General features: G+C 53.9%; 22 protein-coding genes. 16 read left to right on the top strand and 6 right to left on the bottom strand.

The features are described from left to right. Positions 1-666: 666 nt before the first annotated feature. The 8 genes from HMPREF9453_RS04930 (at position 667) to HMPREF9453_RS04895 (ending at position 10,553) form a co-directional block, all read left to right on the top strand. Positions 667-1,527, top strand: coding sequence for a prephenate dehydrogenase (locus HMPREF9453_RS04930; RefSeq protein ID WP_008859460.1), 861 nt, complete (start codon positions 667-669; stop codon positions 1,525-1,527). Continuing rightward, a complete protein-coding gene (gene aroB / locus HMPREF9453_RS04925) occupies positions 1,514-2,581 on the top strand; it encodes a 3-dehydroquinate synthase (RefSeq protein WP_008859459.1) in 1,068 nt (355 codons plus the stop codon). The genes HMPREF9453_RS04930 and aroB overlap by 14 nt, the downstream gene beginning before the upstream one ends. Positions 2,582-2,591: 10 nt before the next feature. Further along, positions 2,592-3,866 (top strand): 3-phosphoshikimate 1-carboxyvinyltransferase, encoded by a 1,275-nt coding sequence (gene aroA, locus HMPREF9453_RS04920; protein ID WP_008859458.1) that lies wholly within the window; start codon positions 2,592-2,594, stop codon positions 3,864-3,866. A gap of 946 nt (positions 3,867-4,812) precedes the next feature. After that, complete coding sequence (aroC, locus tag HMPREF9453_RS04915; protein ID WP_008859456.1) at positions 4,813-5,913, top strand: chorismate synthase; 1,101 nt, start codon at positions 4,813-4,815, stop codon at positions 5,911-5,913. Beyond that, positions 5,903-6,739 (top strand): prephenate dehydratase, encoded by an 837-nt coding sequence (gene pheA, locus HMPREF9453_RS04910; protein ID WP_008859455.1) that lies wholly within the window; start codon positions 5,903-5,905, stop codon positions 6,737-6,739. The genes aroC and pheA overlap by 11 nt, the downstream gene beginning before the upstream one ends. Positions 6,740-7,816: 1,077 nt before the next feature. Next, on the top strand, positions 7,817-9,052 hold the full coding sequence (locus HMPREF9453_RS04905) for an IS110 family RNA-guided transposase (protein WP_008859454.1): 1,236 nt from the start codon (positions 7,817-7,819) through the stop codon (positions 9,050-9,052). A 206-nt stretch (positions 9,053-9,258) separates the two neighbouring features. Next, positions 9,259-10,065, top strand: coding sequence for a shikimate dehydrogenase family protein (locus HMPREF9453_RS04900; protein ID WP_008859453.1), 807 nt, complete (start codon positions 9,259-9,261; stop codon positions 10,063-10,065). Then, positions 10,062-10,553, top strand: coding sequence for a shikimate kinase (locus HMPREF9453_RS04895; RefSeq protein ID WP_008859452.1), 492 nt, complete (start codon positions 10,062-10,064; stop codon positions 10,551-10,553). Before HMPREF9453_RS04900 ends, HMPREF9453_RS04895 begins: the two co-directional genes overlap by 4 nt. A gap of 764 nt (positions 10,554-11,317) precedes the next feature. On the opposite strand, the gene HMPREF9453_RS04890 is transcribed toward HMPREF9453_RS04895, so the two are convergent. Next, positions 11,318-11,527: a tautomerase family protein gene (locus HMPREF9453_RS04890; RefSeq protein WP_008859450.1), complete on the bottom strand. Its 210-nt coding sequence runs from the start codon at positions 11,525-11,527 to the stop codon at positions 11,318-11,320. A gap of 207 nt (positions 11,528-11,734) precedes the next feature. Here HMPREF9453_RS04890 and HMPREF9453_RS04885 point away from each other — a divergent pair, with 207 nt between their 5' ends. The 4 genes from HMPREF9453_RS04885 (at position 11,735) to uraA (ending at position 16,398) form a co-directional block, all read left to right on the top strand. Next, positions 11,735-12,673, top strand: a complete 939-nt coding sequence (locus HMPREF9453_RS04885) for a dipeptidase (protein WP_008859449.1) — start codon at positions 11,735-11,737, stop codon at positions 12,671-12,673. 505 nt (positions 12,674-13,178) lie between these two features. Next, positions 13,179-13,529, top strand: coding sequence for a hypothetical protein (locus tag HMPREF9453_RS04880; RefSeq protein ID WP_008859448.1), 351 nt, complete (start codon positions 13,179-13,181; stop codon positions 13,527-13,529). Further along, positions 13,526-14,386, top strand: coding sequence for an IS3 family transposase (locus HMPREF9453_RS04875; RefSeq protein WP_232217319.1), 861 nt, complete (start codon positions 13,526-13,528; stop codon positions 14,384-14,386). The genes HMPREF9453_RS04880 and HMPREF9453_RS04875 overlap by 4 nt, the downstream gene beginning before the upstream one ends. A gap of 746 nt (positions 14,387-15,132) precedes the next feature. After that, on the top strand, positions 15,133-16,398 hold the full coding sequence (uraA, locus tag HMPREF9453_RS04870) for a uracil permease (protein ID WP_008859446.1): 1,266 nt from the start codon (positions 15,133-15,135) through the stop codon (positions 16,396-16,398). A 461-nt stretch (positions 16,399-16,859) separates the two neighbouring features. On the opposite strand, the gene HMPREF9453_RS04865 is transcribed toward uraA, so the two are convergent. Next, a complete protein-coding gene (locus tag HMPREF9453_RS04865; RefSeq protein WP_008859445.1) occupies positions 16,860-17,201 on the bottom strand; it encodes a TM2 domain-containing protein in 342 nt (113 codons plus the stop codon). A 33-nt stretch (positions 17,202-17,234) separates the two neighbouring features. Beyond that, complete coding sequence (locus tag HMPREF9453_RS04860) at positions 17,235-17,420, bottom strand: hypothetical protein (protein WP_008859444.1); 186 nt, start codon at positions 17,418-17,420, stop codon at positions 17,235-17,237. A gap of 230 nt (positions 17,421-17,650) precedes the next feature. Here HMPREF9453_RS04860 and HMPREF9453_RS04855 point away from each other — a divergent pair, with 230 nt between their 5' ends. Then, positions 17,651-18,997 carry a WG repeat-containing protein gene (locus HMPREF9453_RS04855; RefSeq protein ID WP_187368042.1) on the top strand — a complete coding sequence of 449 codons (1,347 nt, stop codon included), beginning with the start codon at positions 17,651-17,653 and terminating at the stop codon, positions 18,995-18,997. Positions 18,998-19,299: 302 nt separating this feature from the next. After that, positions 19,300-20,004 carry a Bax inhibitor-1/YccA family protein gene (locus HMPREF9453_RS04850; protein ID WP_008859442.1) on the top strand — a complete coding sequence of 235 codons (705 nt, stop codon included), beginning with the start codon at positions 19,300-19,302 and terminating at the stop codon, positions 20,002-20,004. 55 nt (positions 20,005-20,059) lie between these two features. On the opposite strand, the gene HMPREF9453_RS04845 is transcribed toward HMPREF9453_RS04850, so the two are convergent. The 3 genes from HMPREF9453_RS04845 to HMPREF9453_RS04830 form a co-directional block, all read right to left on the bottom strand. Then, the gene (locus HMPREF9453_RS04845) at positions 20,060-21,508 is read right to left on the bottom strand and encodes a TrkH family potassium uptake protein (RefSeq protein ID WP_008859441.1); all 1,449 of its coding nucleotides are present in this window, start codon (positions 21,506-21,508) and stop codon (positions 20,060-20,062) included. 1 nt (position 21,509) lies between these two features. Beyond that, positions 21,510-22,853 (bottom strand): Trk system potassium transporter TrkA, encoded by a 1,344-nt coding sequence (gene trkA, locus HMPREF9453_RS04840; RefSeq protein WP_008859440.1) that lies wholly within the window; start codon positions 22,851-22,853, stop codon positions 21,510-21,512. 917 nt (positions 22,854-23,770) lie between these two features. Continuing rightward, the gene (locus HMPREF9453_RS04830; RefSeq protein ID WP_008859439.1) at positions 23,771-24,652 is read right to left on the bottom strand and encodes a LysR family transcriptional regulator; all 882 of its coding nucleotides are present in this window, start codon (positions 24,650-24,652) and stop codon (positions 23,771-23,773) included. Between the two features lie 191 nt (positions 24,653-24,843). Here HMPREF9453_RS04830 and HMPREF9453_RS04825 point away from each other — a divergent pair, with 191 nt between their 5' ends. Together HMPREF9453_RS04825 and HMPREF9453_RS04820 are read left to right on the top strand one after the other, a co-directional pair. Beyond that, the gene (locus tag HMPREF9453_RS04825; RefSeq protein ID WP_232217318.1) at positions 24,844-25,800 is read left to right on the top strand and encodes an AEC family transporter; all 957 of its coding nucleotides are present in this window, start codon (positions 24,844-24,846) and stop codon (positions 25,798-25,800) included. 66 nt (positions 25,801-25,866) lie between these two features. Continuing rightward, positions 25,867-26,433 carry a flavin reductase family protein gene (locus HMPREF9453_RS04820; protein ID WP_008859437.1) on the top strand — a complete coding sequence of 189 codons (567 nt, stop codon included), beginning with the start codon at positions 25,867-25,869 and terminating at the stop codon, positions 26,431-26,433. Positions 26,434-26,534: the final 101 nt, after the last annotated feature.

Here is a 26,534-nt window from a genome sequence, read left to right as displayed (position 1 = left end):
AGAAGCCCTGCATGTTCTTTCGGAGTGGAGAAAAAGGCAGGGTTCATGGGAGCTCTGCCTTTTGCGGCGTTTGGGGGCGGTGGCAGTGCGGTCGGGATCGGGACCTGGGCGGTGCTTTCCGGTATTCCCGAAGGTTGACACGCCCTTACGGGCGTGAGGGTTGATGGCGCCGCCGGGCCTTTGGCCCTGGGCGCCAAGGGTTCTGCCTGTGATCGGCTTCGCCTTACAGGCGGGTTGAGGGCTCTCGCCCTCGGGAGTTATATAGTATCGCTGCGCTGGCGAGGTACGGCGCCTTTAAATTATAGAAGGCGCCAGTTTGTATAAAACCTTTACAACCGCCCTGCGGGCGAGGGAAAACAGGCCAACCGCCCTGGCGGGCGAAGGAGATTCCCCCTTTGGTGCCGTGAGGTACCAAAGGGGGGAAAGCCACCGGAGGTGGCTGATCGACGTAATGCTTTTCAAGCCCTATGACACAGAAAAGTAAATCCCGTAACGCTGACTTTATAAGCATTGCCAAGGGCAATCCACAACCCTCGGGGCCAAAGGCCCCGTCAAACTTACGAACCCTCCGGCCAAGGGCCGGTCAATCCTAAGAACCTTTCCCACTGAACTCTCAGAAACCCGGGCCGTGAGGCCCTGCTATATACATAAATAAAGGAAACCATTATGAACAGTGACTTTAGAAAGATTCCCATTGCCGTCATCGGCCTGGGCCTCATGGGAGGCTCCTTTGCCAGAAGGCTGAAAGAGCTGGGCCATCCGGTGATTGGCCTGAACCGCACGAAAAAGGTGGCGGAAGAGGCGCTGGCCATGGGAATCGTTGATTCCATTGATCCGAAGGATTTGAAGAAGGCGGAAATCGTCATTTTCTGTACGCCGGAGAGGGGGACTCTTTCTTTTATCAAAGAGCATTTGTCCCTTCTTCATGAAAAGGCGGTGCTCACGGATATTGCGGGCGTGAAGAATGGCTTTGCCAAAGAGGTGGCCGCCCTTCTGCCGGAAGGCATGGATTTCGTTTCCGGCCATCCCATGTGCGGGAAGGAAGGGGCCGGGCTGGCCCAGTCGGACGGCGCCATTTTCGACGGTGCCAATTATGTGCTCATTCCGGAGCCCTGGAACAGGAAGGAGCATCTGGAACTGGTGAAGGACATGGCCAGGGAGCTGGGCTGCGCCCATGTGCCGGTGGTGACGGCAGAGGACCATGACCGGGCCATTGCTTACACCAGCGATCTTACCCACGTGGTGGCCACGGCGCTCATGAACAGCAGCTCCTATTCGGAGAAAACGAAGTATTTCATCGGCGGCTCTTTTCGGGATGAGACCAGGGTGGCCGATATTAATGGAAAGCTGTGGACTTCCCTTTTCCTTTCCAACAAAGATAAGCTGCTGGAGGAAATCGACCGGTTCAGCGCTTCCCTCTCTACCCTGAGGGAGGCCATTGCAGCAGGAGATGAAGAGGAAATTATCGCCTTTCTGGAAGAGGCGGGCAGAAGAAGAAGGGAAATGATGCATCGTGGCAACAGTTAAAGTGAATTTGGGAAAAGATTCCTATGAAATTGAAATCGAGCGCGGCCTTCTGGACAGGGTGGGCGAAAAAATCCGGGCTCTCACGAAAGCGGAGAAAATCGCCGTCATTACTGATGACCATGTGGAGCCTCTCTATGGGGAACGGATCCGGAAGGTGCTGACCGAGGCGGGCTTCGATGTGCGGGTCATCGCCATTCCTGCCGGCGAGGCCAGCAAGAACATGAAGGTCCTTTCTGATGTGTATGACGCGCTGTCGGAGTTCAATATGTCCCGCAGTGATGCGCTGGTCACCCTGTCCGGCGGCGTGCCGGGGGACCTGGGCGGCTTTGCGGCAGCCACCTACATGCGGGGCATTCCGTTCTTCCAGATCCCTACCACCATTTTGGCCCAGATTGACAGCTCCGTAGGTGGCAAGGTGGCCGTGGACCTGCCCAGCGGGAAGAACCTGGCCGGCGCTTTCTACCAGCCGAAGGGCGTTTTCATTGATCCGGACCTTCTGAAGACCCTGCCTACCCGCTACGTGCACGACGGTCTGGCGGAAGCGGTGAAGTACGGATGCATCGGGGACCGGGAACTTTTTGAAATCTTTGAAGCCCTGGAAACGGAAGAGGATCTGGAAAAGCATATAGAGGAAATCATTCTCCACAGCGTGCTGCAGAAAACGAGGGTGGTGGAAGAAGATGAATTTGACACCGGCAAAAGGCAGGTCCTCAATTTCGGCCATACCATCGGCCACGCCGTGGAACGGTATTTCCACTATTCCACCTTCACCCACGGCGAAGGGGTGGCCATTGGCATGAGCCTTTTGACGGAACAGACGGAAAAGATGGGCCTTACGGAAAAAGGCACCGCCAGCCGTCTCATCCGGGTGCTTCATAAACTGTCCCTGCCCACATCCATCGGCGTGCCGGCAGAGGATCTCATTCCCCAGATTATGCATGACAAGAAGAGAAGGGGAAAGAAAATCACCCTGGTGGTGCTGAAGAAAATCGGGGAAGCCGAGCTTCTCACCATTTCCACCGATGAACTGTCCCGGTATATAGTGACAGAGTAAGGAGGTTTCCATGAACATCACCATCCGCCCCGCCCCCCTTTCCGGCACCTTACGGGTGCCTTCCTCCAAAAGCATGACCCATCGGGAAATCATTGCCGCTGCCCTGGCTAAGGGGGAGACGGAGGTTACCGGCGTGACCTGGTCCGAAGATATCGAAGCCACGGTGCGTATCCTGTCCCTCTTTGGCGCAGCCATTGAGAAAAAAGAGGGAAAGGAAGGCATTACCCTTTCCATTCGGGGAGGGCTTGCGAAGCAGGAAGGCCTACTTCATGCCGATGCCGGCGAATCGGGCTCCACCCTCCGCTTCCTAATTCCCCTGGGTCTTTCCTCGGGAAACCATGTGGTCTACACCGGCCGCGGACGGCTGTCGGAGCGGCCCCTGACGCCCTACTATGATATGTTTGACAGGAAACAGATTTCCTACCATACCGAAGGCGGCTTGCCCCTGGAAGTACAGGGCACCCTTCCGGGCGGCGCCTATGAGCTCCCCGGTGACGTGAGCTCCCAGTTCTTCACGGGCCTTCTCTTCGCCCTGCCTCTGGCAGATGAAGACTCCACCCTTCGAAGCACCACGCCTCTGGAGTCCAAAAGCTATGTGGACATGACCCTGGATACCCTTGCCCGCCACGGCATCACCATCCATGAAAAAGAAGAGGGACTGTATGAAATCCCGGGACGGCAGCACTACAAAACCGGCACCTTCGCCGTAGAAGGTGACTACTCCCAGGCTGCCTTCTGGCTCACCGCCGCCCTTTCCGGCGGCACCATAGCCCTTACCGGCCTGTCGGACACCTCCCTTCAGGGAGACCGGGCCATTGTCACCCTTCTGAAAGACATGGGCGGCCATATAGAAAAGAAAGAAGGCCGCCTTCTGGCAGAAAAAAGCAGCCTCCACGGCATCACCATGGACGCGGAAAACGTGCCCGACCTGGTCCCCGCCTTCGCCGCCCTGGCCGCTGTGAGCGAAGGAGTGACAGAAATCATCCACGCCGGCAGGGTGAGGCTCAAAGAATGCGACCGCCTCCATGCCATGGCAGTGGAACTCACCAAGCTGGGGGCAGAGGTGGAAGAAAAGCCCGAAGGCCTGGTCATCCGGGGGAAACCCGTCCTTTCCGGCGGCACCGTATCCTCCTGGAACGATCACCGCATAGCCATGGCCCTGGCATCCATTACCCCGAAACTGACGGGCCCCCTCACCATAGAAGGCGCAGAAAGCGTAAAGAAATCCTACCCCCGTTTCTGGGAAGACTTCCGGAAAGTGGGAGGGAAGGTAGTAGAGGCATAGCGGCGCTTGCTGGTATTCCCAGACGCAAGGGGAAAGGTTCTTAAGATTGACGGGGCTTTCGCCCCGAAGGTTCTTAGGGGTGACACAGCCTGCGGCTGTGAGGGTTGCGGTGGGCGCCTCTAATTTATAGAAGGCGCCCTCTTATAATAAAACCTTGACAACCGCCCTGCGGGCGTCGGAAAACAGGCCAGCCTCGCTCCGCTCGTCTAACGGCTTCCTCCTTGCCCGCTTCGCGGGACTTCCCCCTGCATAGGGGGAAGTCCCGCGAAGCCCGGATAGGGGAGGCGAGCGCAGCGAGCCAGTCAGCAGAATGCTTATTTCGCTCTATGACACAGAAAAGCAAATCCCGTAACGCCTCTTGCGTCCCCTTTAGGGGAAGAGGGCCACGAAGTGGCGAAGGGGTGGACGGTGGTAAGAATGATTATGATATTCTTATTCCATGTCTTATCGCCCTAAAGGGAAAACGACTCACTACATTTTGTGCATCGCTTCGCTCAGGGGGCCGCCGATTGGCGGTCAGGACCGCGATGGAGCATCCTATCGGTGCTCTGCCCCGTACACCCTTTCCCGCTTCGCGGGACTTCCCCTCAAGGGGAAACGAGAGATATGAGGGAAAAAACAGCGAGTCATATACTTCAGGTACCATTTCGGCGTTTTCCCCCTTTGGTGGCTGATCACCAGAATGCTTTTCATGCCATATGATATAGAAAGCCAATCCCGTAACGCTGACTTTATGTTCATCGCCCGTAAGGGCGATACCACAACCCTCGGCCTGAAAGGCCGTCAAACTTACGAACCCTCCGGCCCATAGGGCCGGTCAATCCTAAGAACCTTTCCCCTTTGAACCCTCTGAACCTTCACACCGCAGGTGTGTCCAGTGAACCCTCACATCGAAGGTGTGTCTAAAGGCGAAGCCGCATCCCATTCACAGATACAGGAGACAACCATGAGCAATACATTTGGAGAAACATTGAAAGTCACCATTTTTGGCGAATCCCATGGCACCGCCATCGGCGCTGTCATCGACGGGCTTCCGCCGGGGATTTCCATTGACTGGGATAAGGTCCGCCGGGAAATGGCCCGCCGGGCGCCGGGGAGTTCGAATCTGGCCACGCCGCGGAAGGAGAAGGACAGCTTTGAAATCCTTTCGGGTTATTTCAACGACCACACCACCGGCACGCCGCTGGCCATGGAAATCAGGAATGGCAATCAGCATTCCAAAGATTATGATATTTTAAAGGACCACATGCGTCCGGGACACGCGGACTATACGGGATACGTCAAATACGGCGGCTTCAATGACTACCGCGGCGGCGGCCATTTTTCTGGCCGCATTACGGCGCCTCTCACCTTTGCCGGTGCCCTGGCCCGGCAGGTGCTGGAGAAGGAGGGCATTTTCATCGGTGCCCATGCCCTTGCGATTCACGGCATCCAAGACCGGCCCTTCCATCCTCTGGGGGAGGAAAAGGCCCTTTTCGAAAGGCTGGATGCCATGAAACTGCCGGTGATGGATGAAAAGGCAGGGAAGGCCATGGAAGAGGCCATTCTTGCGGCGCAGAAGGAGGGGGATTCCGTAGGCGGCGTGGTGGAATGCATGGCCCTGGGTCTTCCGATGGGACTGGGGGATCCCTTCTTTGATTCCCTGGAAAGTGAAATGGCTCACATGATGTTTTCCGTGCCGGCAGTGAAGGCCATTTCCTTCGGTGAAGGTTTCGGCTTTGCGTCCCGCTATGGATCCGAGGCCAATGACAGCCTTCATTATGAAGGGGGAACACCGAAAGCCCTGACCAATCATAATGGCGGCGTGCTGGGCGGTATTTCCAGCGGCAGTCCCCTTCTCTTTACGCTGGCAGTGAAGCCCACCGCTTCCATCGGGAAGAGGCAGCGCACCATCGATATTTCAAAAAAGGAAGATACAGACCTTTCCATCGGCGGGCGCCATGACCCCTGCATCATCCCCCGGGCCATTCCGGTGATTGAAAATGCGGCGGCCCTGGTGATTCTGGATCTTCTTTTGACGGACAGGAGGAATTCCCATGTCGGATAAAGTACTTCGTGTAGGCTGCTACGGCGCCAAGGGTTCCTATACCTATGAAGCCATGGAGCAGCAGTTTGAAAATAGAAAAAGAGAGGAATCCTATTTCCCTCTCTTTGAAGATGTGGTGAAGGCGGTGCAGGAAGGGGATATCGACTACGGCGTGGTGCCCATCGAAAACTCCTCCACCGGCGGGATTACCGAGGTGTACGACCTGATTCAGCGCTACGGCTGTGCCGTGGTGGGAGAGCAGATCGTGAAAATCGAGCACAACCTGCTGGGCCTGCCGGGGGCGAAGCTGGAAGACATCGACACCGTCTTCTCCCATCCTCAGGGCTTTGCCCAGTGCCGTCCCTTCTTCAATAAACACAGGGACTGGACATTGAAACCCTATTTCTCCACTTCCCGAAGCGCTGAAAAGGTGGCCCAGGACGGAAAGAAAAACCAGGCCGCCGTGGCCAGCCGCACCGCTGCCCGGCTCTACGGTCTGTCGGTGCTGGCGGAAAACATTTTCTTCAACTCCAGCAACTACACCCGCTTCTTCATCATCGGGCCGAAAATGGAAATCAAGCCGAACGCTGATAAAATCACCCTGGTCATTTCCGTGCGCCACGAACCGGGGGCCCTCTACCATGTGCTGGGCTACTTCTTCTATGGCGGCATGAACATGACCCATCTGGAATCCCGCCCCATGGAAGGAAGGCCCTTCGAATACTTCTTCCACATCGACGTCATGGGCAAACTGGAGGACCCCTCCAATGCCCAGACCCTTCGGGGCTTGAAGTCCATGTGCACCTATTTCAAAATTCTGGGGAATTACCCGTCCTGTAAGGCGTAAGGGACAAGCCCCTATGGGGCTTGAGGGTTCTAAAGTTTGACGGGGCTATCGCCCCGAGGGTTCTTAAGTTTGACAGCGGCTTTGCCGCTGAGGGTTGTGGTGGGCGCCTATGAATTGATAGAAGGCGCCCTCTTATGAAAAAACCTTTACAACCGCCCTGGCGGGCGAGGAAAACAGGCCGACCTCGCTCCGCTCGAGGAAATGCATTCCCCCTTTGGTGGCTGGCGCCACCACCTTTCCGCCCCGCTGGGAAGCGTGTCACTGGATTCTCAGTCGCCTACGGCTCCCTGCGAATCGTGTGACACGCTTTCCCGTGGATGCACAGCGAACATGATTTGAAGGAGCGCCAGCGACGCACAAATCATAGTGAGTCGTTTCACCTTTAGGTGGAAGTCCGGCGAAGCCGGATAAGGGGAGGCGAGCGCAGCGAGCCAATCAGCAGAATGCCTATCATGCCATATGATACTGAAAGTAAATCCCGTAACGTTCTTGCGTCCCCTTTAGGGGAAGAGGGCCACGAAGTGGCGAAGGGATGTACGAGGGTAAGAATGATTATGATACTCGATGTGGACGTGACCGCCGAAAGGCGGCATTATAATACTCATCGCCCGTAAGGACGATACCACAACCCTCGGCCTGAAAGGCCGTCAAACTTAAGAACCCTCCGGCCCATAGGGCCGGTCAATCCTAAGAACCTTCCCTTTGAACCTTCTGAACCTTCTGAACCCTCATATAATATGTTTGGAAGGGGAAGATTAGAGGATTTATCCCTGCTGGATCTTTCCCCTTTACAACATGAGCATGCCTTTGGAATAATGGTTATAGGAGCCATAGAGGATATTCCGCTGAACCCTGTTTGACGATGCGTGCGTCTATTCTTTCAAAGCTTGTCTCCTTTGGCTGGTGGTAAACTACTAACACATAGGCTGTTTGCTGCGTCATCCGGTTCCTTATAGCAGGAAGGAAGAGTGTATTCCCGGTACGCGGACTATTCTAATAATGAGGCTGTATTGCGCCAGTCCCAAAGGCATCTGCTCTGTTGGCTCCTTACTCTGTGTGGAAGGGGAGGTGAGATTTATGAATAACACACTGTTCGTTGGCATTGACATCAGTAAACGTTCCAATGTGGCTACTTTCATGAATTGCGAGGGAAAAGTTGTTGGAAGGCTGACCTTTTCCAACAATGGATCAGGTGCAGATCGGCTGGTGGCGAAAATCCTTTCATACTATGAGAAGGAAGATTTTGAAGCAATTAGGATTGGCATGGAAAACACCTCCGTTTATAGCAAGAACCTGGTATGGTTTTTGTACGAGCACGAAGCATTGAATGAGCATAAGCTTTCAATTATTCCGCTGAATGCCATAATGGTGGCGAATTACAAGAAATCATTTTTGGATATGGACAAAGACGATATCACCGATTCTTTCGCCATAGCCGACTTTATAAGGATCCGCCCAGGTCTTCTGCCATTCAAGTTGGATGACAGACAGGAAGCACTTAAGATTATGACCCGAAGCAGATATAACTACGTGCAGGCATTGAGTCGGATGAAGAGCCAGTTTTTAACCCGACTGTTCCTAAGCTTTTCAGAAATGGAAGCGGGGAAACCGTTCTACAGCATTTTTAGTAAAACATCCCTGTCGCTCTTAGAAGAAGAGTTTACGCTGGATGAGCTGGCGGAAAAGCCGATTCCGGAACTGGTGGAATTTCTCCAAGAGAAGGGAGGAGGAAAATTCCAGAATCCGGAAGAGATAGCCAAAGTGCTTAAAAAGGCAGCCAGCAGCTCGTACAGAGTGCCCGCCATGGTAAGAGAATCACTGAACAGAACGATGGCCAGTGATATGGAAATCATGAGGATACTGGAAAACGAAATTCATAATTGCGACAAAAACATTGAGAAACTGATGAAAAGTGTTCCCGCAATCTTAGTCTCAATACCAGGAATCGGCCCAGTCCTTGCAGCTGGAATCATGTCAGAAATAGGCGATATAAGCAGATTTCAGAAACAGGAAAGCCTGGGTAAGATGGCTGGTTTCAAATGGAAGCGGAACCAGTCTGGAAAGAAAGAGTCTGAGGATAAAGCTGCAGTACTTTCTGGAAATAAGAAGCTGAGATATTATCTAGTCGAAGCCGCAAATCGGGTTAGAATACACGATCCGGTTTTTGAAGCTTATTACCGGAAGAAATATGCAGAAAGCAAAACACACGCACATAAACGAGCCCTCATTTTAACAGCCCGGAAGTTAGTACGAGTTATTTTCTACCTGCTGAAAGAAAATAAACTGTACAAACCCGATGTTGGAATAAGCTGAGGACGCCTTCGAAAAAATCGATTTTCGAAGGGCGTGGTTAGAGTGCGCCATTTTCAAGTAATTTAATTAAATCCCAACGCAAATGCGATGATTTTAATTAAAGCTTAACTTGCAGTCTTACCATAGGGCTTTGAACCCTCGGGCCAAAGGCCCGTCCCCCCCACACCGAAGGTGTGTCCAAAGTCCATAGCAGAAAGGAGCCAATCATGAAACTTGGCCTTTTGGGAGAAGTGCTGGGACACAGCCTGTCTCCTGTGATTCATGAAAAATTATTTCAAAAACTGGGAATTTCATCGACCTATGAGCTCATCGAAATTCCAAAGGATACATTTCAGAAAGACCTGCCGGCCCTTCTTTCTTCCTATGACGGGCTGAATGTGACCATTCCCTACAAGGTGGACGTGATCCCCTTCCTGGATGGATTGTCCCAGGAAGCCAGGACCATTGGCGCTGTGAATACCATTGGCCGGAAGGAGGGGAAGCTCTGGGGCTTTAATACGGACTACACCGGATTTGCCCGCACCCTTTCCCGTATTGACTGTGACGTGAAGGGAAAGAAGGCGGTGGTCCTGGGCCACGGCGGCGCGTCCCGGGCCATTATCCAGTGCCTCTTCGACGAGAAGGCCGGAGAAATCCATGTCATCAGCCGCCATCCGGAGAAGGTGGACCGGGATTTCCTTTCCTTTGCCCGCCAAAGAGGGGTCATCATCGAAGGCTATGACAGTCTGAAAGTGGAAAAGGACAATTATCTTCTGGTGAACGCCACTCCCGTGGGCATGTATCCCAAAACAGGGGTATCCCCGGTTTCATCAGACCTCACCGCCTCCTTTGCCAAGGTGGTGGACATCATTTATAATCCTGCGGAAACGAAGCTCCTTCAGGACGCCAGAGGCAGCGCAAGCAATGGCATGTACATGCTGGTGATGCAGGCCATGGCGGCAGAGGAAATATGGATGGAAAGAGAGATTCCCCGGGAAATCATCACAGACATTGTGGAGGAAATGACCCAATGAAAAATATCGTCCTTATTGGCATGCCGGGATGCGGCAAAACCACCTTCGGCAGAGCGCTGGCGGAAAGACTTCACCGCCCCTTCATAGACGCCGACGCCTATCTGGAGGAAAAGGAAGGAAGGACCATTCAGAGCTTTTTCGCAGAAAGCGAAAAGGCCTTCCGGGATGCGGAAGAAAGAACGGTGGAAGACCTTTCCGCCCGGCAGGGCCTCATCATCGCCACCGGCGGCGGCGTGGTGAAAAGGCAGAGCAACGTGGTAAAACTTCATGCATCGGGACTTATCATCTTCATCGACCGCCGGGCCGAGGATATCGTCACTGACGTGGAAGTAGAAAAAAGGCCCCTCCTGAAGGAAGGACCGGATAAGGTATTCACTCTTTATAAAGAGCGGATTGCCCTCTATCGGGCAGCGGCAGATCGGATACTGGAAAATCGGGGCAGCGAGAAAGAAGTGCTGGCCCGCCTGCTGGATATGGTCAAAGAGTGAGGGACTGATGACTGACACGGCCTGGGGCCGTGAGGGTTCTAAAGTTTGACGGGGCTGTGGCCCCGAGGGTTCTTAAGTTTGACAGCGGCTTTGCCGCTGAGGGTTGTGGTGGGCGCCTATGAATTGATAGAAGGCGCCCTCTTATGATAAAACCTAACAACCGGGCTTTCGCCCGTGGGAAAACAGGCCAGCCTCGCTCCGCTCGAGGAAATGCATTCCCCCTTTGGTGGCTGGCGCCACCACCTTGCCCGGTGGGAAGCATGTCACTGGATTCGCGGGTCGCGGGGCTCCCCTATGAATCCAGTTCCTTTGCCACCCCCACTTCGTGGGGGCACTATAAAGCTCCGTTATGCTGTGAGCTTATGAAGGAATTGCTTTGCGGATCTTTATTGTCCCACCACACAGTGGGGGGAAGGTGGTGCCGTAAGGCACCAAAGGGGGGAAAGCCACCGGAGGTGGCTAATCACTAGAATGCTTATCATGCCATATGACACTGAAAGTAAATCCCGTAACGCTGACTTTATACTTATCGCCCGTAAGGGCGATACCACAACCCTCGGGGCCAAAGGCCCCGTCAAACCTAAGAACCATCCGGCCCATAGGGCCGGTCAATCCTAAGAACCTTTTTCCACAACCCTTCTACACAACCCGCCGCCGGCAGGCGGCCACAACCCTCGGGGCGCAGCCCCGTCAACCCTTACGCCGCAGGCCGGTCCATCTTAAGAACCTTCGGCGCCCAAAGGGCGTCGAACCCGCGGCCCCTTTTATTTCTTCCTCTTTTCCCTGGCCACCAGGATGGGGTCGCCGCCGAGGCCCCAGTTTTCCAGGGGCACTTCGTCAATGACCACCACCGTGGTGGCAGGATTCTTGTGGAGCACGTCGGCCAGCAGGTCGGTGACACCTTTGATGAGCCGGGCTTTCTGTTCCGGCGTCACCTGTCCTTCTCTGGTAATCTTGATGTTCACATAGGGCATAATGAACCTCCTTGTTAAAATAAACAATGGAAACTCTGTTTCTATTGTACAGTAAGAAACATTATGGAGCAAAGTCCTGCAGGAAACTCTCTGCGGCCCCTTGTGCCTCTCTTTGGCCAATGGTATGATACAGGAAGAAGTTTCATATTGTCTGCATGGCGCGGGTCCTCATGGCCGGCGCTTTTTTGTTTTATGCGGGAGGGCACCATGAAATATATTGATTTCCACTGCGACACCATCACCGAGCTCCATGACCATCCGGAGAAGGGGACTCTCATGGAAAATTCTCTCTATATAGACCTGCAGAAGCTGAAAAAGGGTGGCTGCTTCATCCAGGATTTCGCCCTCTGGGTGGACCGGAAGGAAACGCCGGATCTCTGGAAGCGGTATGAGGACCTGCTGGGCACTTTTCAGCGGGAGCTGGAAGCATATCATACCTGCCTCTGCCCTATCCGGTGCCGGGAGGATATACGGGAAGCGGAGGAAGAGGGGAAAATAGGGGCCCTTCTTTCCGTTGAAGGGGGCGAAGTAGCGGCAGGCAGCGTGGAGAAGCTGGAACAGCTGTATAAGGATGGCGTCCGCCTCATGACGCTCACCTGGAACTATCCCAACGAAATCGGATTTCCCAATGGCATGGAAGGAAAAGACCGGGGGATTACGAAGAAGGGATGGGAAATCATCAAAGCCATGGAAAGTATGCATATGATCGTAGACACCAGCCACCTCAATGATGAAGGGACCAGGGAAATCCTGATGACCTGCAAAGTGCCGCCGGTGGCGTCCCATTCCGATGCCAGGGCGGTGACGGCCCACAGGAGGAATCTGCCGGACGACCTGATCCGTCTCTTCGGTGATAAAGGGGGACTTATAGGATTGAACTTTGCCAACCACTTCACCGGCACCGGCGAGGTGACTACCCTGGAAAATCTGGTCCGACACGCCCGCCATATCCGGGACATAGGAGGCATCGACGTGCTGGCCCTGGGCAGCGACTTCGACGGCATTGAACCGAAGCTGGAGCTGAAGGATGCCTCTGATATGGGCCGTTTGGCAGAGGCGCTGAAGAAGGGAGGATTTCGGGAAAGGGAAATCGATAAAATCTTCTGGTGGAACGGCCTGCGGTACCTGGAGGATGTGCTGAGGTAAGAGATTTGAAATTTGAGGGTTCAGGCGCCATTTGGACAAGCCCCTATGGGGCTTGAGGGTTCTAAAGTTTGACGGGGCTATCGCCCCGAGGGTTCTTAAGTTTGACAGCGGCTATGCCGCTGAGGGTTGTGGTAGGCGCCTCTAAATTATAGAAGGCGCCCTTTTATGATAAAACCTAACAACCGGGCTTTCGCCCGTGGGAAAATAGGCCAGCCTCGCTCCGCTCGAGGAAATGCATTCCCCCTTTGGTGGCTGGCGCCACCACCTTGCCCGGTGGGAAGCATGTCACTGGATTCGCGGGTCGCGTGGCTCCCCTATGAATCCAGTTCCTTTGCCACCCCCACTTCGTGGGGGCACTATAAAGCTCCGTTATGCTGTGAGCTGAAGTGGTAAACTAAAATTGGACACAGAGGGGGTAATCTTTAGACATACAAGTGTACACTGCATAGGCAGTGCAAAATAAGCACTGGACAGAGTATCCCCTTTACTGGACAGGAGGTTTGCCATGAAGTACACGAAAGAACAAAGATTGGACATCGGTCGACGAATTTACTACAGCGAAATAAGCCGGTATGAAGCCGCAGAAGAATATGGCATCAGTGAGCAGACCTCACGGAATTACATGAGAATGTATCGGGATGCCAATCGGCTGCCGCCCAAACGCGGACAGAGATCCATCAGCGCACTTTCTTTCAAGAAAGAGCCGGCAGAGCTGGATGAACTGAAATCTATGACAAAGGAGGAATTGATCCAGGAGCTGATTAAAGCCAGGATCACAGAAGCAAGGCTAAAAAAAGGATACGAGGTGAAGGGAGATGGTACGGTCATTCTATACGCCAGCAAGACTACCAAGTGATTATGGAACTGTCAGGAGAAATCCCAGTGAAGATTCTATGTAAAGCAATGGGCATCCAGCGGAGCAGTTTCTACGCATGGAAGAAGCATCTTTCTCATCCTTCGGAAAGAGAGAAGAACCTTGCAAGCAATGTCAGGCTGTTTCAAGAATACCACTTGAAGTATCCATCGCATGGTTACCGCTGGCTGAATGCCAAGATACGCCTGGACAAAAATATTGTCCTGTCTGACCCCTATGCTCATAAGTGTTGCAAGATTGCGGGAATCAAGAGCAAGTCTAAGCATTACCGCTACAAGAAGGCTGGAGATCCGGCGCGAATATTCCCCAATCTGCTCCTGTCAGAAATGCAGATTGACGGGCCAATGCAGTGCATCGTGAGCGATATGACAGCGTTTTATGTGAAGGGCACCTACTACGAACTGACTCTTTACATGGATCTCTGGAACGATGAGATTGTCAGCCATTCCCTTTCGGCAAAGCGTGGCGACCGCATGACCTATATCAGTGGGCTGAAAGATCTGATTGCATGGAAGGAGCAACATCCGGAGCACCAAATGATTCTGCACACGGACCAGGGATCTGTCTACGCATCTAAGGCCTACAACGACCTGTTGCCCATGTACGGCATTACCCGGTCGATGTCACGTGCCGGAACGCCGACAGATAACGCTGCAATGGAATCTGTCAATGGATGGATTAAGGCCGAGATGTTCATGGACTTACACGTGACCGGGGAGAAGTCCGTCGCGGAAGAGGTGGATAATTACATCCATTTCTTTAACGAATATAGGCCGGCCTATACATTGGGCTACCTGACACCGAAGCAGTACCGAGAACGCCATATTTCTAACTGCTGAACTTATTCAAGTTATAGTTGGCATGAAGTGTCTGTCGGTCCCCGAGGCAATGTTGGAAGATTCACTGCGCCTTGTACAAGTATTCAATTTTTATGCCTAATTTTTTTAGTTTCGTGTCCAATTTTTGTTGACAAGTGCAGAGCTGCTTATGAAGGGAGGCCTCGAGGTGTTTTATTCTGCCCCCTGAATAGGGGTGGCAAGGGAACACGATTCGTAAGGAAGCGAAGCGACCTGAGAATCGTGTGACACGCTTTCCCGTGGAGAAGTCCGGCGGAGCCGGATAGGGGGAGGCGAGCGCAGCGAGCCGCAGGATGCCAATCAAGTGAAAGTAAATCCCGTAACGCTGACTTTATACTTATCGCCCGTAAGGGCGATACCACAACCCTCGGCCCGAAGGGCCGTCAAACTTACGAACCCTCCGGCCCATAGGGCCGGTCCATCTTAAGAACCCTCCCTCATAACGCTGACTTTATAAGCATTGCCGCAGAGCGGCAATCCGCAACCCTCGGCCTGAAAGGCCGTCAAACTTAAGAACCTTAAGAACCCTCGGGCCAAAGGCCCGTCAACCCTCACACCGAAGGTGTGTCCAAGGCCCGCAAAGCGGCCCCATAGCCCCTTGCATTTCCATTTCAAAAAGAATAAAATGGTAAGGATGAAAATTTTACAGTGATTCAGGAAGGAGGGTCTTCGGAAGTTTCGGAAGCCTTCCTTTTTTCTGAGTCTTTTTTCCCGGGAGGAATGTAAACATGAGTAAACGCATTATTGAGGTGGAGGAACGGCTTCCGATTCTGCCCACCATTCCCCTGAGCCTGCAGCATTTGTTTGCCATGTTTGGCTCTACGGTGCTGGTGCCTTTTCTGCTGAATGTGGATCCTGCCACCTGCCTTTTTATGAACGGCATAGGCACTCTTTTGTACCTGGCGATCTGCAAATGGAAACTTCCGGCGTATCTGGGGTCTTCGTTTGCCTTTATTTCGCCGGTGCTGGCGGTGACGTCTACGGCAGGCATGTCTTATGCCGATGCCCAGGGTGGGTTCATTGCCTTCGGTCTCTGCTTTATTTTCCTCTCGTTCCTGGTGAAGAAGGCGGGGGTGCACTGGATTGATGTGCTCTTCCCGCCGGCGGCCATGGGTGCCATTGTGGCCATTATCGGGCTGGAGCTGGCGCCGCTGGCTATGACCATGTCCGGCTTTATCGGTGAGCCTCAGGGTATGTCTTCTGCCACGGCCATTACGATTTCCATGTTTACTCTGGTGGTTACCATTCTGGCTACGGTGCTGGGACGGGGGTTCATTTCCATTATCCCTATCCTGGTAGGCGTCATTGCCGGTTACATTCTCTCCGTGATTCTGGGGGTGGTGGATTTCCACCATGTGGAGGAGATGCCCTGGGTGGCATTCCCCACTTTCTATGCTCCCCATTTCAATCTGTCCGCCATTATGATGATTCTGCCGGCGGTATTCGTGGTTTTCGCAGAGCATCTGGGCCATCTCTTTGTGACCAGTGATATTGTGGGAAGAAATCTGATCAAGGATCCCGGCCTTCACCGGTCTCTCTTTGCCGACGGCCTGTCCAATATTATTTCCGGCTTCGTCGGTTCTACGCCGAATACCACTTACGGTGAAAACATGGGCGTCATGGCCATGACCGGCGTGTACAGCACCTGGGTCATTGCAGGGGCTGCGGTGTTTGCCATTATTTTCTCCTTTATCGGAAAGATTGCGGCTCTGATCCATGCCATCCCCACTCCTGTCATGGGGGGCGTGTGCATTCTTCTCTTCGGCTTCATTGCTGCTTCCGGTATCCGCATGCTCATTGAAAAGAAAGTGGATTACACGAAATCCAGAAATCTGATTTTAACAGCAGTGACCATGATTTCCGGCCTCTCCGGCGCCACCATCGTGGTGGGCCCGGTACAGCTGAAGGGCATGGGTCTGGCTACGGTGGTAGCTATGATAATTTCCATCTGCTTTTTGATTTTTGATAAGACCCATATGTCCAATGATGAGTGAGGCTAGTGGACTAGTGGACTAGTGAGCTAGTGGGCTAGTGGATTAGTAGGCTGGCGGCTGACGGCGGTTCACTTGTCCGCTGTCTGTCGGGCGCTGGGCGCTGTTTCCTTCCCACCGGCATGGTCATTCTGAGCGAAGCGAAGAATCTCGGTATGCGGCGCATATGGGACATTTGTCGTTAAATCCCAATCGGCGGGGAGGCTGCCGTTTGGCAGTCAGTTCAGCGTAGAGTATCATTCCATCTTGAAGCCTCGTACACCCTATGGCCCCTCAAGGGGCAAAGATGTTACGCGCTTTACCTTTTCCCACTCCCTAGCTCACCAGATCCCTAGCTCACTAGATCACTTACATATGTTATAATACCCATAGACATCGTGATTGACCGGAAAAAGCCGCCGGGAAGTGCTTGTCAGCATTTTCCGGGCGGCTTTTTTCGTGGTTTTTATTTAATTGGTTTTTATTTAATAGGCAGAGGGGGAAGGTGGGGCCGGGTAGAGCTGCACCGCTTCTTTGATGCACTCCAGCAAGATTTCCTTATTTTTCCGCTTCACCATGCCGGACATGCGGAAGAGGTCCACGATCCACCAGATTTCTCCGATGAAACAGAAGCAGAGGAGCCAGAGAAGGATGTTTTTGAAGGGGTGGCCCAGATAGAAGTAGTACACGCCGAAAAGGATCCACAGAATGTAGGCGGTGGATTTTTTCTTTTCCCGGGCGGTGTAGAGGGTGAGGGCATAGTCTTTCTGCTTGTCTGAGAGCTGGTTCAGCAGGGCAATATCTTCGCTGTCTAAGGTGGCGTCCATAGTTTCCTCCTTTATAAAGGCAGGGGATTCCTGTCAGAAAAGGCGCTGTTTCAATTTCATGGCCTTCCATTTGGCAAGGGCCTGGCGTGCGTCTTCCGGAGCCTTTTCGGCAAGGCGGATATTGCCGGCCATTCTGTCTTTCATGGAGACGGAAGGGTCAATGTAGGGCTCAAAGGTTTTGTACAGGTTCATTTTGGTTATTTCTTCTGTAATGTCCATGGCGGCCTCCTTTGGAAAATGGTTTCTTTTTCTTTATTGTATCACAGGAAGAGGATGTCGGTATTTACAGGAAAAGGGAATTTTAGTATAATGAAATCACAATATCGAATTTATTCGTTTAAATGAAAGGACGCTCTATGAACTACAGAACCGGAAAGATTCTGCTTATCACATCCCTCCTGCTTTTGCCGGCTGCGTGGTCCCCTGCATGGGGAGAGGAACCGGCTTTTTTGTATACCCATATTCATCGGGAAGGGTCATCGGTGACCAGGGAGGAAAGCCGGGTGGAGGAAAAGACTTCTTCCAAAACCACTACCCATTCCGAGGTGTCAGTGAACCTGCCTTCTGCGCCGTCGGCAGGCGGCATGGTGTATCCCTATCTGGCAAAGAATAAGCTCCCCGGGGCTTTTGTCCAGAGGGAGGGCGGTGATGCCTGGGACTACGGCGTATCGGCAGCCTTCAAGGGAGAGAAGGGCTGGGGCCTCCTGGGCAGACAGGGGGAGGAACTGGTGCCTCCGGTGTACAGTTCCATCCGCTATGAGGGAGAGGGCCTTTTCCTGGTGAAGGGAAAGAAGGGCTTTTCCTATATCACAGCTGACGGCAAACCGGCGCCGCCGCCCATAGAGGAGGGGCCTTCTTTTTATAGAGAAAAGGGGAAATACGGCATTTCGGACAGGGCCGGGAAAAGGGTGACTGCGCCCCTGTACCGGCAGGTGCTGGCTCCTTTCAGCGAGGGCATAGCACTGGTGGAGTTTTCCAATGGACAGAAAGGCGGCATTGATGAGACGGGGAAGGTTCTCTTCACTGCTGATTTTGACAGCGCCGGTCCCTATAGGAAGGGGCTTGCGGAATACCGGCGGAAGGTGAACCGTTTCAACTGGGGCGTAGTGGCCGGTGCCGTGCTGGGGGGCCTTGGCGGCAGCGGCGGCAGTGATGACATGCTGCCCCTTTCCTACGACGGCGTGAAACGGGGATACATGGACAGCCGTGGCCGTATCATTGTGGACAGCCGGGCGGATGAGGTGTATCCCATGACGGACTGGGGGACCTTCGTAAAAAATAAGGGGCTTCTGGGTTTTGTGAACCAGAAGGGCGAGTACATCATCCCGCCGGGGCGCTATGATCTGTCCGGCGGCATGCTCTATGAGAAGGAAGGCCTTGTGACACTGAAGGACAGGGCGAGTGGAAAGATGGGTGCCTTTCGTCTGGAAGACGGCCGGCAGATCATGGATTTCCTCTATGACCGGATCGCATTTCTTGGAGAAAACCGCATGATTTACGAAAAGGCGGGGAAAACGGTGCTGGCTGCGGCAGATGGTACAGTTGTGAGGGAAATTCCCTCCGGTGCTGTCATGCTGCCCTATTCGGAAGAGGGTATGGCCTGGCTGGAAAAGGGAAAGGATATCCAGGCGGTGGACCTTAAGGGGCAGACCCTTTTCACCCTGCAGGAAGGAGAGACGGTGCGTCCTTTCCGGCACGGCCTGGCACCGGTGAAGCATCGGGGACGCTGGGGGCTTATGGATAGAGAGGGGCAGTGGGTAAGACCTCCTGCCTATAAGGATTTACAGATGATGTGATACTGTACGGATTGTGCTACAATATGATCAGATACATGCTGATTCGTTCATAGAGTCAGCTCTTCCGGGAGGCGGCATTTTTGTAAAAAGCCGCTTCTTTAAGGAAGCACCGATTAATTTCATAGAGTTTTCTTTTATAAGAATTTTTATGCACTGTTTCGTCATGGGCTTCCTTAAATAGCTCGCTATTCGCGTCAGCCCATTCCTCGCATTGCATAAAAATTCAAGAATAAAAGCAAACAATGATTTAATCAGCGCTTCCTTAAGCAGATAGATCATTTCTTTCAGAAGGGAGTCTTTCCATGTATGATGAATTAACAGCAGAACGGGAGAAAAGTATTTCCATCAATATGACCGGTCTCATGAAGGATGTATATGCCTGGATGGCCATCGCCCTGGTGGTGACAGGATTCAGCGCCTGGTTTGTGGCAGATAACGCCCTGCTCCGGGGGCTCTTTATGGGAAGCCGCACAGGCACCCTGGTGCTGATTGTGGCCACCTTTGCCCTGGTATGGCGTCTGTCCTCGGCCATGGGGAAAATGTCCCTGAAAACGGCGGCAGCCATGTTCCTGGTGTATTCGGTGCTGAACGGCATTACCCTGTCGGCGGTGTTCCTCACCTACACCCTGTCCTCCATTGGCGGCGTATTCTTCATGACCGCCGGCACTTTTGGCATTATGTCGGTGTACGGCTATGTGACCAAAGCGGATTTGTCCAAAATGGGAAATATGTGCCTTATGGGCCTTTTCGGCATCATCCTGGCCACGGTGCTGGGTTTCTTCTTCGACAGCACCCTGCTGCAGATGCTGATTTCCTATGCAGGCATCCTGATTTTCACAGGCCTCACCATTTACGACACCCAGTCCATCAAGAGGCTGGCCCTGACCTATCATTCCCGGGCCACCGATGAGGGACAGAAGGTGGCCATCATGGGCGCCCTCACCCTGTACCTGGATTTCATTAATATCTTCATTTACCTCCTCCGTCTTTTCGGCGACAGGAAATAGGAACATACAAAAGGAGCTGTGAAAAATGTAAATCATTTTTCACAGCTCCTTTTTTTTACCATCCGCTCCGTTTCCAGAAGGAGGGAATGAAGATGGCCAGAAGGGTGACGGACTCCAGCCGGCCGAAGAGCATGGACAGGCACACGATGACTTTGGAAAAGTCCGGAAGGGCTGCGTAGGTGCAGGTGGCGCCGAACTCTCCGAAGGCAGGACCGGCGTTGCTCATGGTGGAGAAGGCAACGCCAAGGGCATCCATGAAATCCAGGCCGTCAAACATCATGGCTCCGGCCCAGAGGGCGGAGAGGGACATGTAAATGAAGAAGAACGCCAGTACCTGGAGCACCGTATTCCGGGAGAACTGCTCCTTTCCTACGGTCATATGGAAAATGGCCCGGGGGTGCATATGAAGTTTCAGAATGCCGGAGAAGCATTTGAAGAGAAGAATGAGGCGGATTACCTTCAGCCCGCCGGCAGTGGAACCGCCGCAGCCGCCTACGATGATAAGCAGCAGAATGATGAATTTGGCAAAGGAAGGCCACTGGTCAAAGTCCGCCGACACGAAACCGGTGGTGGAGGACAGGGAGGCAGTCTGGAACAGGGCTTCCCGCAGAGACTCGGGGAAAGACATGGACTGCTGCAGCACCAGGGAGGCAGTCATCAGAAGAGTGGCCAGAGCCACGATGAAAAGGTATACCCGAAATTCCGTATCCTCGTAAATCACGCGGAAGCCCCGTTTCCAGGCGCTCACATAGATGCCGAAGTTGGCACTGGAAATCACCATGAAGAACACCATGATCATTTCCAGAGAAGGGCTCCCGTAGTAGGCCACGCTTTCATTGCGGGTGGAAAAACCGCCGGTGGCAATGGTGGAAAAGGCGTTGTCCAGGGCCTCCAGAAAACCCATGCCCCAGAGCATGTAGGCGGCAGTGGCGGCGGCGGTGAAGCAGAAGTACACGCAGAAGAGAGCCAGCGCCGTTTCCTTGATGCGGGGGAGCGCTTTGGAGGAGGTGGGGCCCGTGCTTTCCGCATCCACCATTTTGGCACTGCCCCGTCCGGCCTGGGGGAAGAGAGCCACAAAGATGACCATGATGCCCAGTCCGCCCAGCCAGTGGGTCATGGCCCGGAAGAACAGAATGGACGGCGGCAGGGGCGAAAGATCAGTAATCACCGTGGCTCCCGTGCCGGTGAGACCGGACACGCTTTCCACCAGTCCGTCAAGGAGGGGCAGGGTGCCGGAAAGGATGTAGGGAATGGCGTAGAGCAGAGAGACGGACAGCCAGGAAAGGGCCGTAATGGCCGTGCCTTCCCGGGGCGTGAGGCTCACATTGGGGGAAATGTTCTTCTTCCTCAGCATCAGGGACAGCACAAGGGCCAGCAGGGCGGGAATGAGGAAGGACAGCACCGGGCCGCCGTAGTAGAGGGACAGCAGCAGGGGCAGAAGAAGCACGGCACCGGAGCCCAGAATGATGCGGCTCAGCATGGATTGGATGATTTGCCTGTTCATACTAATCCCTGCCTTTGAAATAGGAAATCACGCTCTGGGCATGGTCCGCTTCCACGATAAGGATGACGCTGTCACCGGCGGAAAGGACGGAATGGCCATCAGGAATATACACATGGCCATTCCGCACATAAGCGCCCACCAGACAGGACCGAGGGATATCGGCCTTCATCAGAGGCAGGCCCACTGCCTTGGAACCTTCGGTGAGAACGATTTCTATGGCCTGTACCCGGGCTCCTTCCAGAAGGGATACGGAAACCACACTGCCGCTTCTCACAAAGCCCAGCACTTCACCGGCGGCCAGAAGGCGGGTGGACAGGACGATATCGATGCCTACCTGCTGCATGAGGGAAATATATTCTGTGCGGGTCACCCGCACCATGGTCTGCCCGGCGCCCAGATGTTTGGCCAGCAGAGCCATCATCAGATTCAGCCTTTCATCCTTGGTGGTGCAGATTACCGTGTCCGCCTCCGACACCCCTTCATGGGTAAGAAGGTCCATGTCCGTACCGTCGCCGCAGAGGACCATGCCTTTTTTCAGCTTACTCGCCATCTGCTGGCAGTGGTCTTCATCATTATCGATGACCTTCACGGAAATGCCCTGCCGCTCCAGCATGGGAGCCAGAGCCTGCCCTGTGCGGCCGGCGCCAATGATTAAGGCCTTCTTCGTCCGGCGCTGGTACTTGGCGCTGCTGTGGAGAGATAACTTCTCCAGAGATTCCGGATTTCCCAGGAAATACACGTTGTCCAAAGGCAGCAGACGGTCATTGCCGTGGGGGATAATCATATGATGATCCCGGAGAATAAGGGCAATGAGCACCGAAGGCGGCAGTTTGATATCCTTCAGCTCCCGGTGGGCATAGGGAGACCGGGGACTGATTTTCGACTCCAGAAGCCGCACCCGGCCGCCGGCAAAATCCTCCACATTGATGGCGGAAGGCGTCATGACAAGTCGGCTGATTTCACGGGCCGTAATGAGCTCGGGACTTAATACGAGGTCAATGTCGAAATTTTCCTTGATATAGTCCACCGGCTCTGCCAGGAACTTGGGATCCCGGATGCGGGCAATGGTATGGGGGATGCCGTTCTTCTTCGCCAGAATGCAGGCAATGATATTCACTTCATCTATGGCGGTGACTGCTACCAGCAGATCGCTGCCCCGTGCCTGGCTCCGCATAAAAGAAGGGCTGGTGCCGTCAGCCAGGACGGTGAGTACATCCAGATCATTCCGCACGGCCTCCAGCTTATCGCCGTCCGAATCCACCACCACCACGTCGTAGCCTTCATTGGACAGAAGCTCTGCAATGATATAACCCAAATGGCCGGCGCCAATCACAATAATGCGCATATCCATACTCCTTTGCTGGAAATTCATACCTGCTCTCTGGTTCCTATTGTATCACGATGGGGATAGAAGTATATGGCGCCTCTCCGCGGCTCGATGGATGGTGGACTGTATTCCTGAAAGTTGACACGCCTTATGGACAAGCCCCTATGGGGCTTGAGGGTTCTAAAGTTTGACGGGGCTATCGCCCCGAGGGTTCTTAGGTTTGACGCGCCTCCGGCGCGAGGGTTGTGGTGGCGCCTCTAAATTTATAGAAGGCGCCCTCTTATAATAAAACCTTTACAACCGGGCTTTCGCCCGTGGGAAAACAGGCCAACCTCGCTTCGCTCGAGGAAATGCATTCCCCCTTTGGTGGCTGGCGCCACCACCTTCCCCCCACTTCGTGGTGGGACTATGGATGCTTAGCCATGTGGCCATGTCTCTGCAGGAAAGCATAGAAACCTATTCTGCCCCCTGAATAGGGGGAAGTCCGGGCGCAGCCGGAAAGGGGGTGGCGAGCGTAGCGAGCCAATCCGCAGAATGCTTTTCATGCCATATGACATAGAAAGCCAATCCCGTAACGCTGACTTTATAAGCATTGCCCGCAGGGCAATCCGCAACCCTCGGGGCCAAAGGCCCCGTCAAACTTAAGCCCCCTCCGGCCATCAGGCCGGTCAATCCTAAGAACCTTTCTCCCTGCCCCCTGAGCGAAGCGAACATAACTCGCCGCCGACAGGCGGCCACAACCTTCGGCCCGGAGGGCCGTCAACCTTTCTCTTCACAACCCTTCTGCACAACCTGCGGCGTCAGCCGCGCCCCTTTTTTATAAAACTTGCGGCGAAGCCGCCACCACAACCCTCGGCCTGAAAGGCCGTCAAACTTAAGAACCTTAAGAACCCTCGGGCCAAAGCCCCGTTAACCCTCACGCCCTTACGGGCGTGTCACCTCAGTTCCTTTTCCAGACAGTCCAGAAACCGTTCCATGCCCCGGGACAGGCGGTGGCCCTTCAGGCAGAAGAAGGTGATGGTCTGTTTATAGGCCGGGCCGGCCAGGGGTCGGAGGGTCATGGTATCCGGCAGCGTATCCCAGGGAGCCCACATGACGATGGCGGCGGCCAGGCCTTCTTCTGCCAGGTGGAGGGCCGAGGCGCGGGCGTCTATGGAAAAGAGGATGGAAGGCCGGAGGCCTTCATTCCGGAAGAACTGGCTCACCTGATCCTCGGTACTCCGGCTCACGGCCAGTGGTACCGAGGAGAGGTCCCGGGCCGACAGGGTTTCCTTTTGGGGGAAGAAGGGGGAGTCCTTTAAAGCGGCTGCCGCTAGGGATGATGTTTCTTCGTGGAGCACCTGGAAAAGGAAGGGGTCCGGCAGGGGCGCATTGGTAATGCCTGCTTCGGAAATGCCCCGGCGCACTTCTTCCGCCAGCGGCACCTGGTAGGATTCCCGAAAACGGAAAGTTACATCCCTGTACTTTTTATGAAAAGGGAGGATGCCCTTTTCAATGACCATGGGCATGAGGGAAGGGGTCAGGGACAGACGGAGGGTGCCGGTCAGCCCCTTTTCCAGGGCAGAGATTTCCGCATGGGCTGTGCGGTCTGCTTCGCATATCTGCCGGGCCTGGCGGTACAGAATCCAGCCTGCCTCCGTGAGTTCCAGGGTGTGGCGTCCTTTCCGGGGTTTCACCAGCACAGCGCCATATTCCTTCTCCAGCACCTGGAGCTGCCGGGTCAGGGCCGGCTGGGCCACATGGATTTCCCGGGCGGCCCTGTTCATACCGCCGGCTTCCACCATGGCAATGAAATTTCTATAAAATTCAGTATTCATGGACCATCACCTTATATCAGGAACGAATAGGATTTATAAAATAATTAAATAAGTTTCATTATAAAACTATATTATTATTATAGGATAGGAAGGGATATACTGTAAAGGAATGAAAACGGGGGATCTGGTTTCTGGTTCGCATGGGCTCATGGAGCCAGCGGGAAACTGGAAACTGGAAACTTACACCCCTTTTGCTGAAAGGAATTTCTATGGACGCTGTGCTGCAAGGATTATCAGGTATATTTGAAGTGGTCCTCATTGCAGGGCTTGGATTTTTTCTGTCCCGTACAGGCTGGTTGTGGGAGACGGCGGGGAAGGATCTCACCCGCCTCACCATGACCGTGGCTCTGCCGCCATTCATGATTTATTCCCTGAAATCCAATTTCACCCGGCAGGGGCTGATAGAAACGGCGCCGGATCTGCTCCTTCCCTTTGCCTCCATCTTCGTGGCCTATATAGCCGGCCGCCTGTGGGCAGCCATCCTCCATGTGTCTTTCGAGCACCGGGGTATCTTCACCTGCACCTGCTGCATAGCCAACGCCATTTTCATCGGTCTTCCTGTGAACGTGGCCCTCTTCGGCGAAAAGAGCGTGCCCTCCGCCATGCTCTACTACATAGCCAATACCGCCATGTTCTGGGGACTGGGAGCCTACCTGATTGTGAAAGATGCAGGAAGCGGCAGGAAATTCACCATTGCGGAAATGGCGAAGAAACTCCGCACGCCGCCTCTTATGGGGTTCCTGGCCGGCGTGGTGCTGGTGCTGCTGGACATTCCGCTGCCTGCATCTGTGCTGACGGCCTGCAGGTATGTGGGAAATATGGCTACCCCCATGGCCCTCATGGTGGTAGGCATCCAGATGAGCCAGATACCCTTCTCCTCCATCCACTGGGACCGGGACCTGGCAGGCGCCATGGCCGGGCGGTTCATCCTTTCACCGCTCTGCCTTTTCCTGCTCCTTTCCTTCATCCCCGTCAGTCCCATGTCGGGTCGGGTATTTCTTCTGCAGGCCGGTATGCCGGCCATGACAAACATGACCATCCTCGCCGCCTCGGTAGGCGCCGATGTCCGCTACGCCACCACCATCAACTGCCTGTCCCTCCTCCTCGGTATCTTCTTCATTCCTCTCTACATGTTCCTCCTTTCATAGACGAAAATGATACAATAAAGATAAGAGATTTCATATTTTATTTCTATATAAGAAAGGAGAATTCCTATGAAAAAAGGATTCAAACCGGCATCCTGGATATATCCCCAGCCTGCCATTGTGATTGCCACCTGGGATAAAGAAGGACACGCCGACGCCATGACCGCAGCCTGGGCCGGTATTTATGATACCGACAAAATCGGCATTATGCTGGACCATCGCCACAAAACCATGGAAAACATCAAAGAAACCGGCGCCTTCACCGTCAGCATGTCCACCGTGGAAACCATGGCACAGTCCGACTACTTCGGTACCGTCTCCGGAGCCCGCGTGGAAGACAAAATCGGAAAAGCCGGCTTCCACACCGTAAAGAGCGAATACGTCAATGCGCCGGTGATTGAAGAATATCCCCTCACCTTTGAATGCAAAGTGGAAAAACTCATTCCCGAAGGCGAAGACTTCCACGTGGTGGGCGATATCGTTCACATCCTGGCAGACGAATCCATCCTGACCGGAGGCAGACCGGATCCCGCTAAATTCCATCCCCTCATTTTCGACGGAGTGAACGGCACCTATCTGGAAACAGGGAAAACCGTGGGAAAAGCCTGGAAAGAAGGAAGGAAATTTGTGAAATAAAGGGGAGAATCATTTGCCCCTGATATCGCCTTCGTCAATTCGCAGGGAAGCTGTATTCCCGAAGGTTGACACGCCTTATGGACAAGCCCTGACGGGCTTGA

It is taken from the genome of Dialister succinatiphilus YIT 11850 (assembly GCF_000242435.1).
In the GTDB taxonomy this organism is placed as follows: Bacteria; Bacillota; Negativicutes; order Veillonellales; family Dialisteraceae; genus Dialister; species Dialister succinatiphilus.
This window is presented reverse-complemented; position numbering and strand designations above follow the sequence as displayed.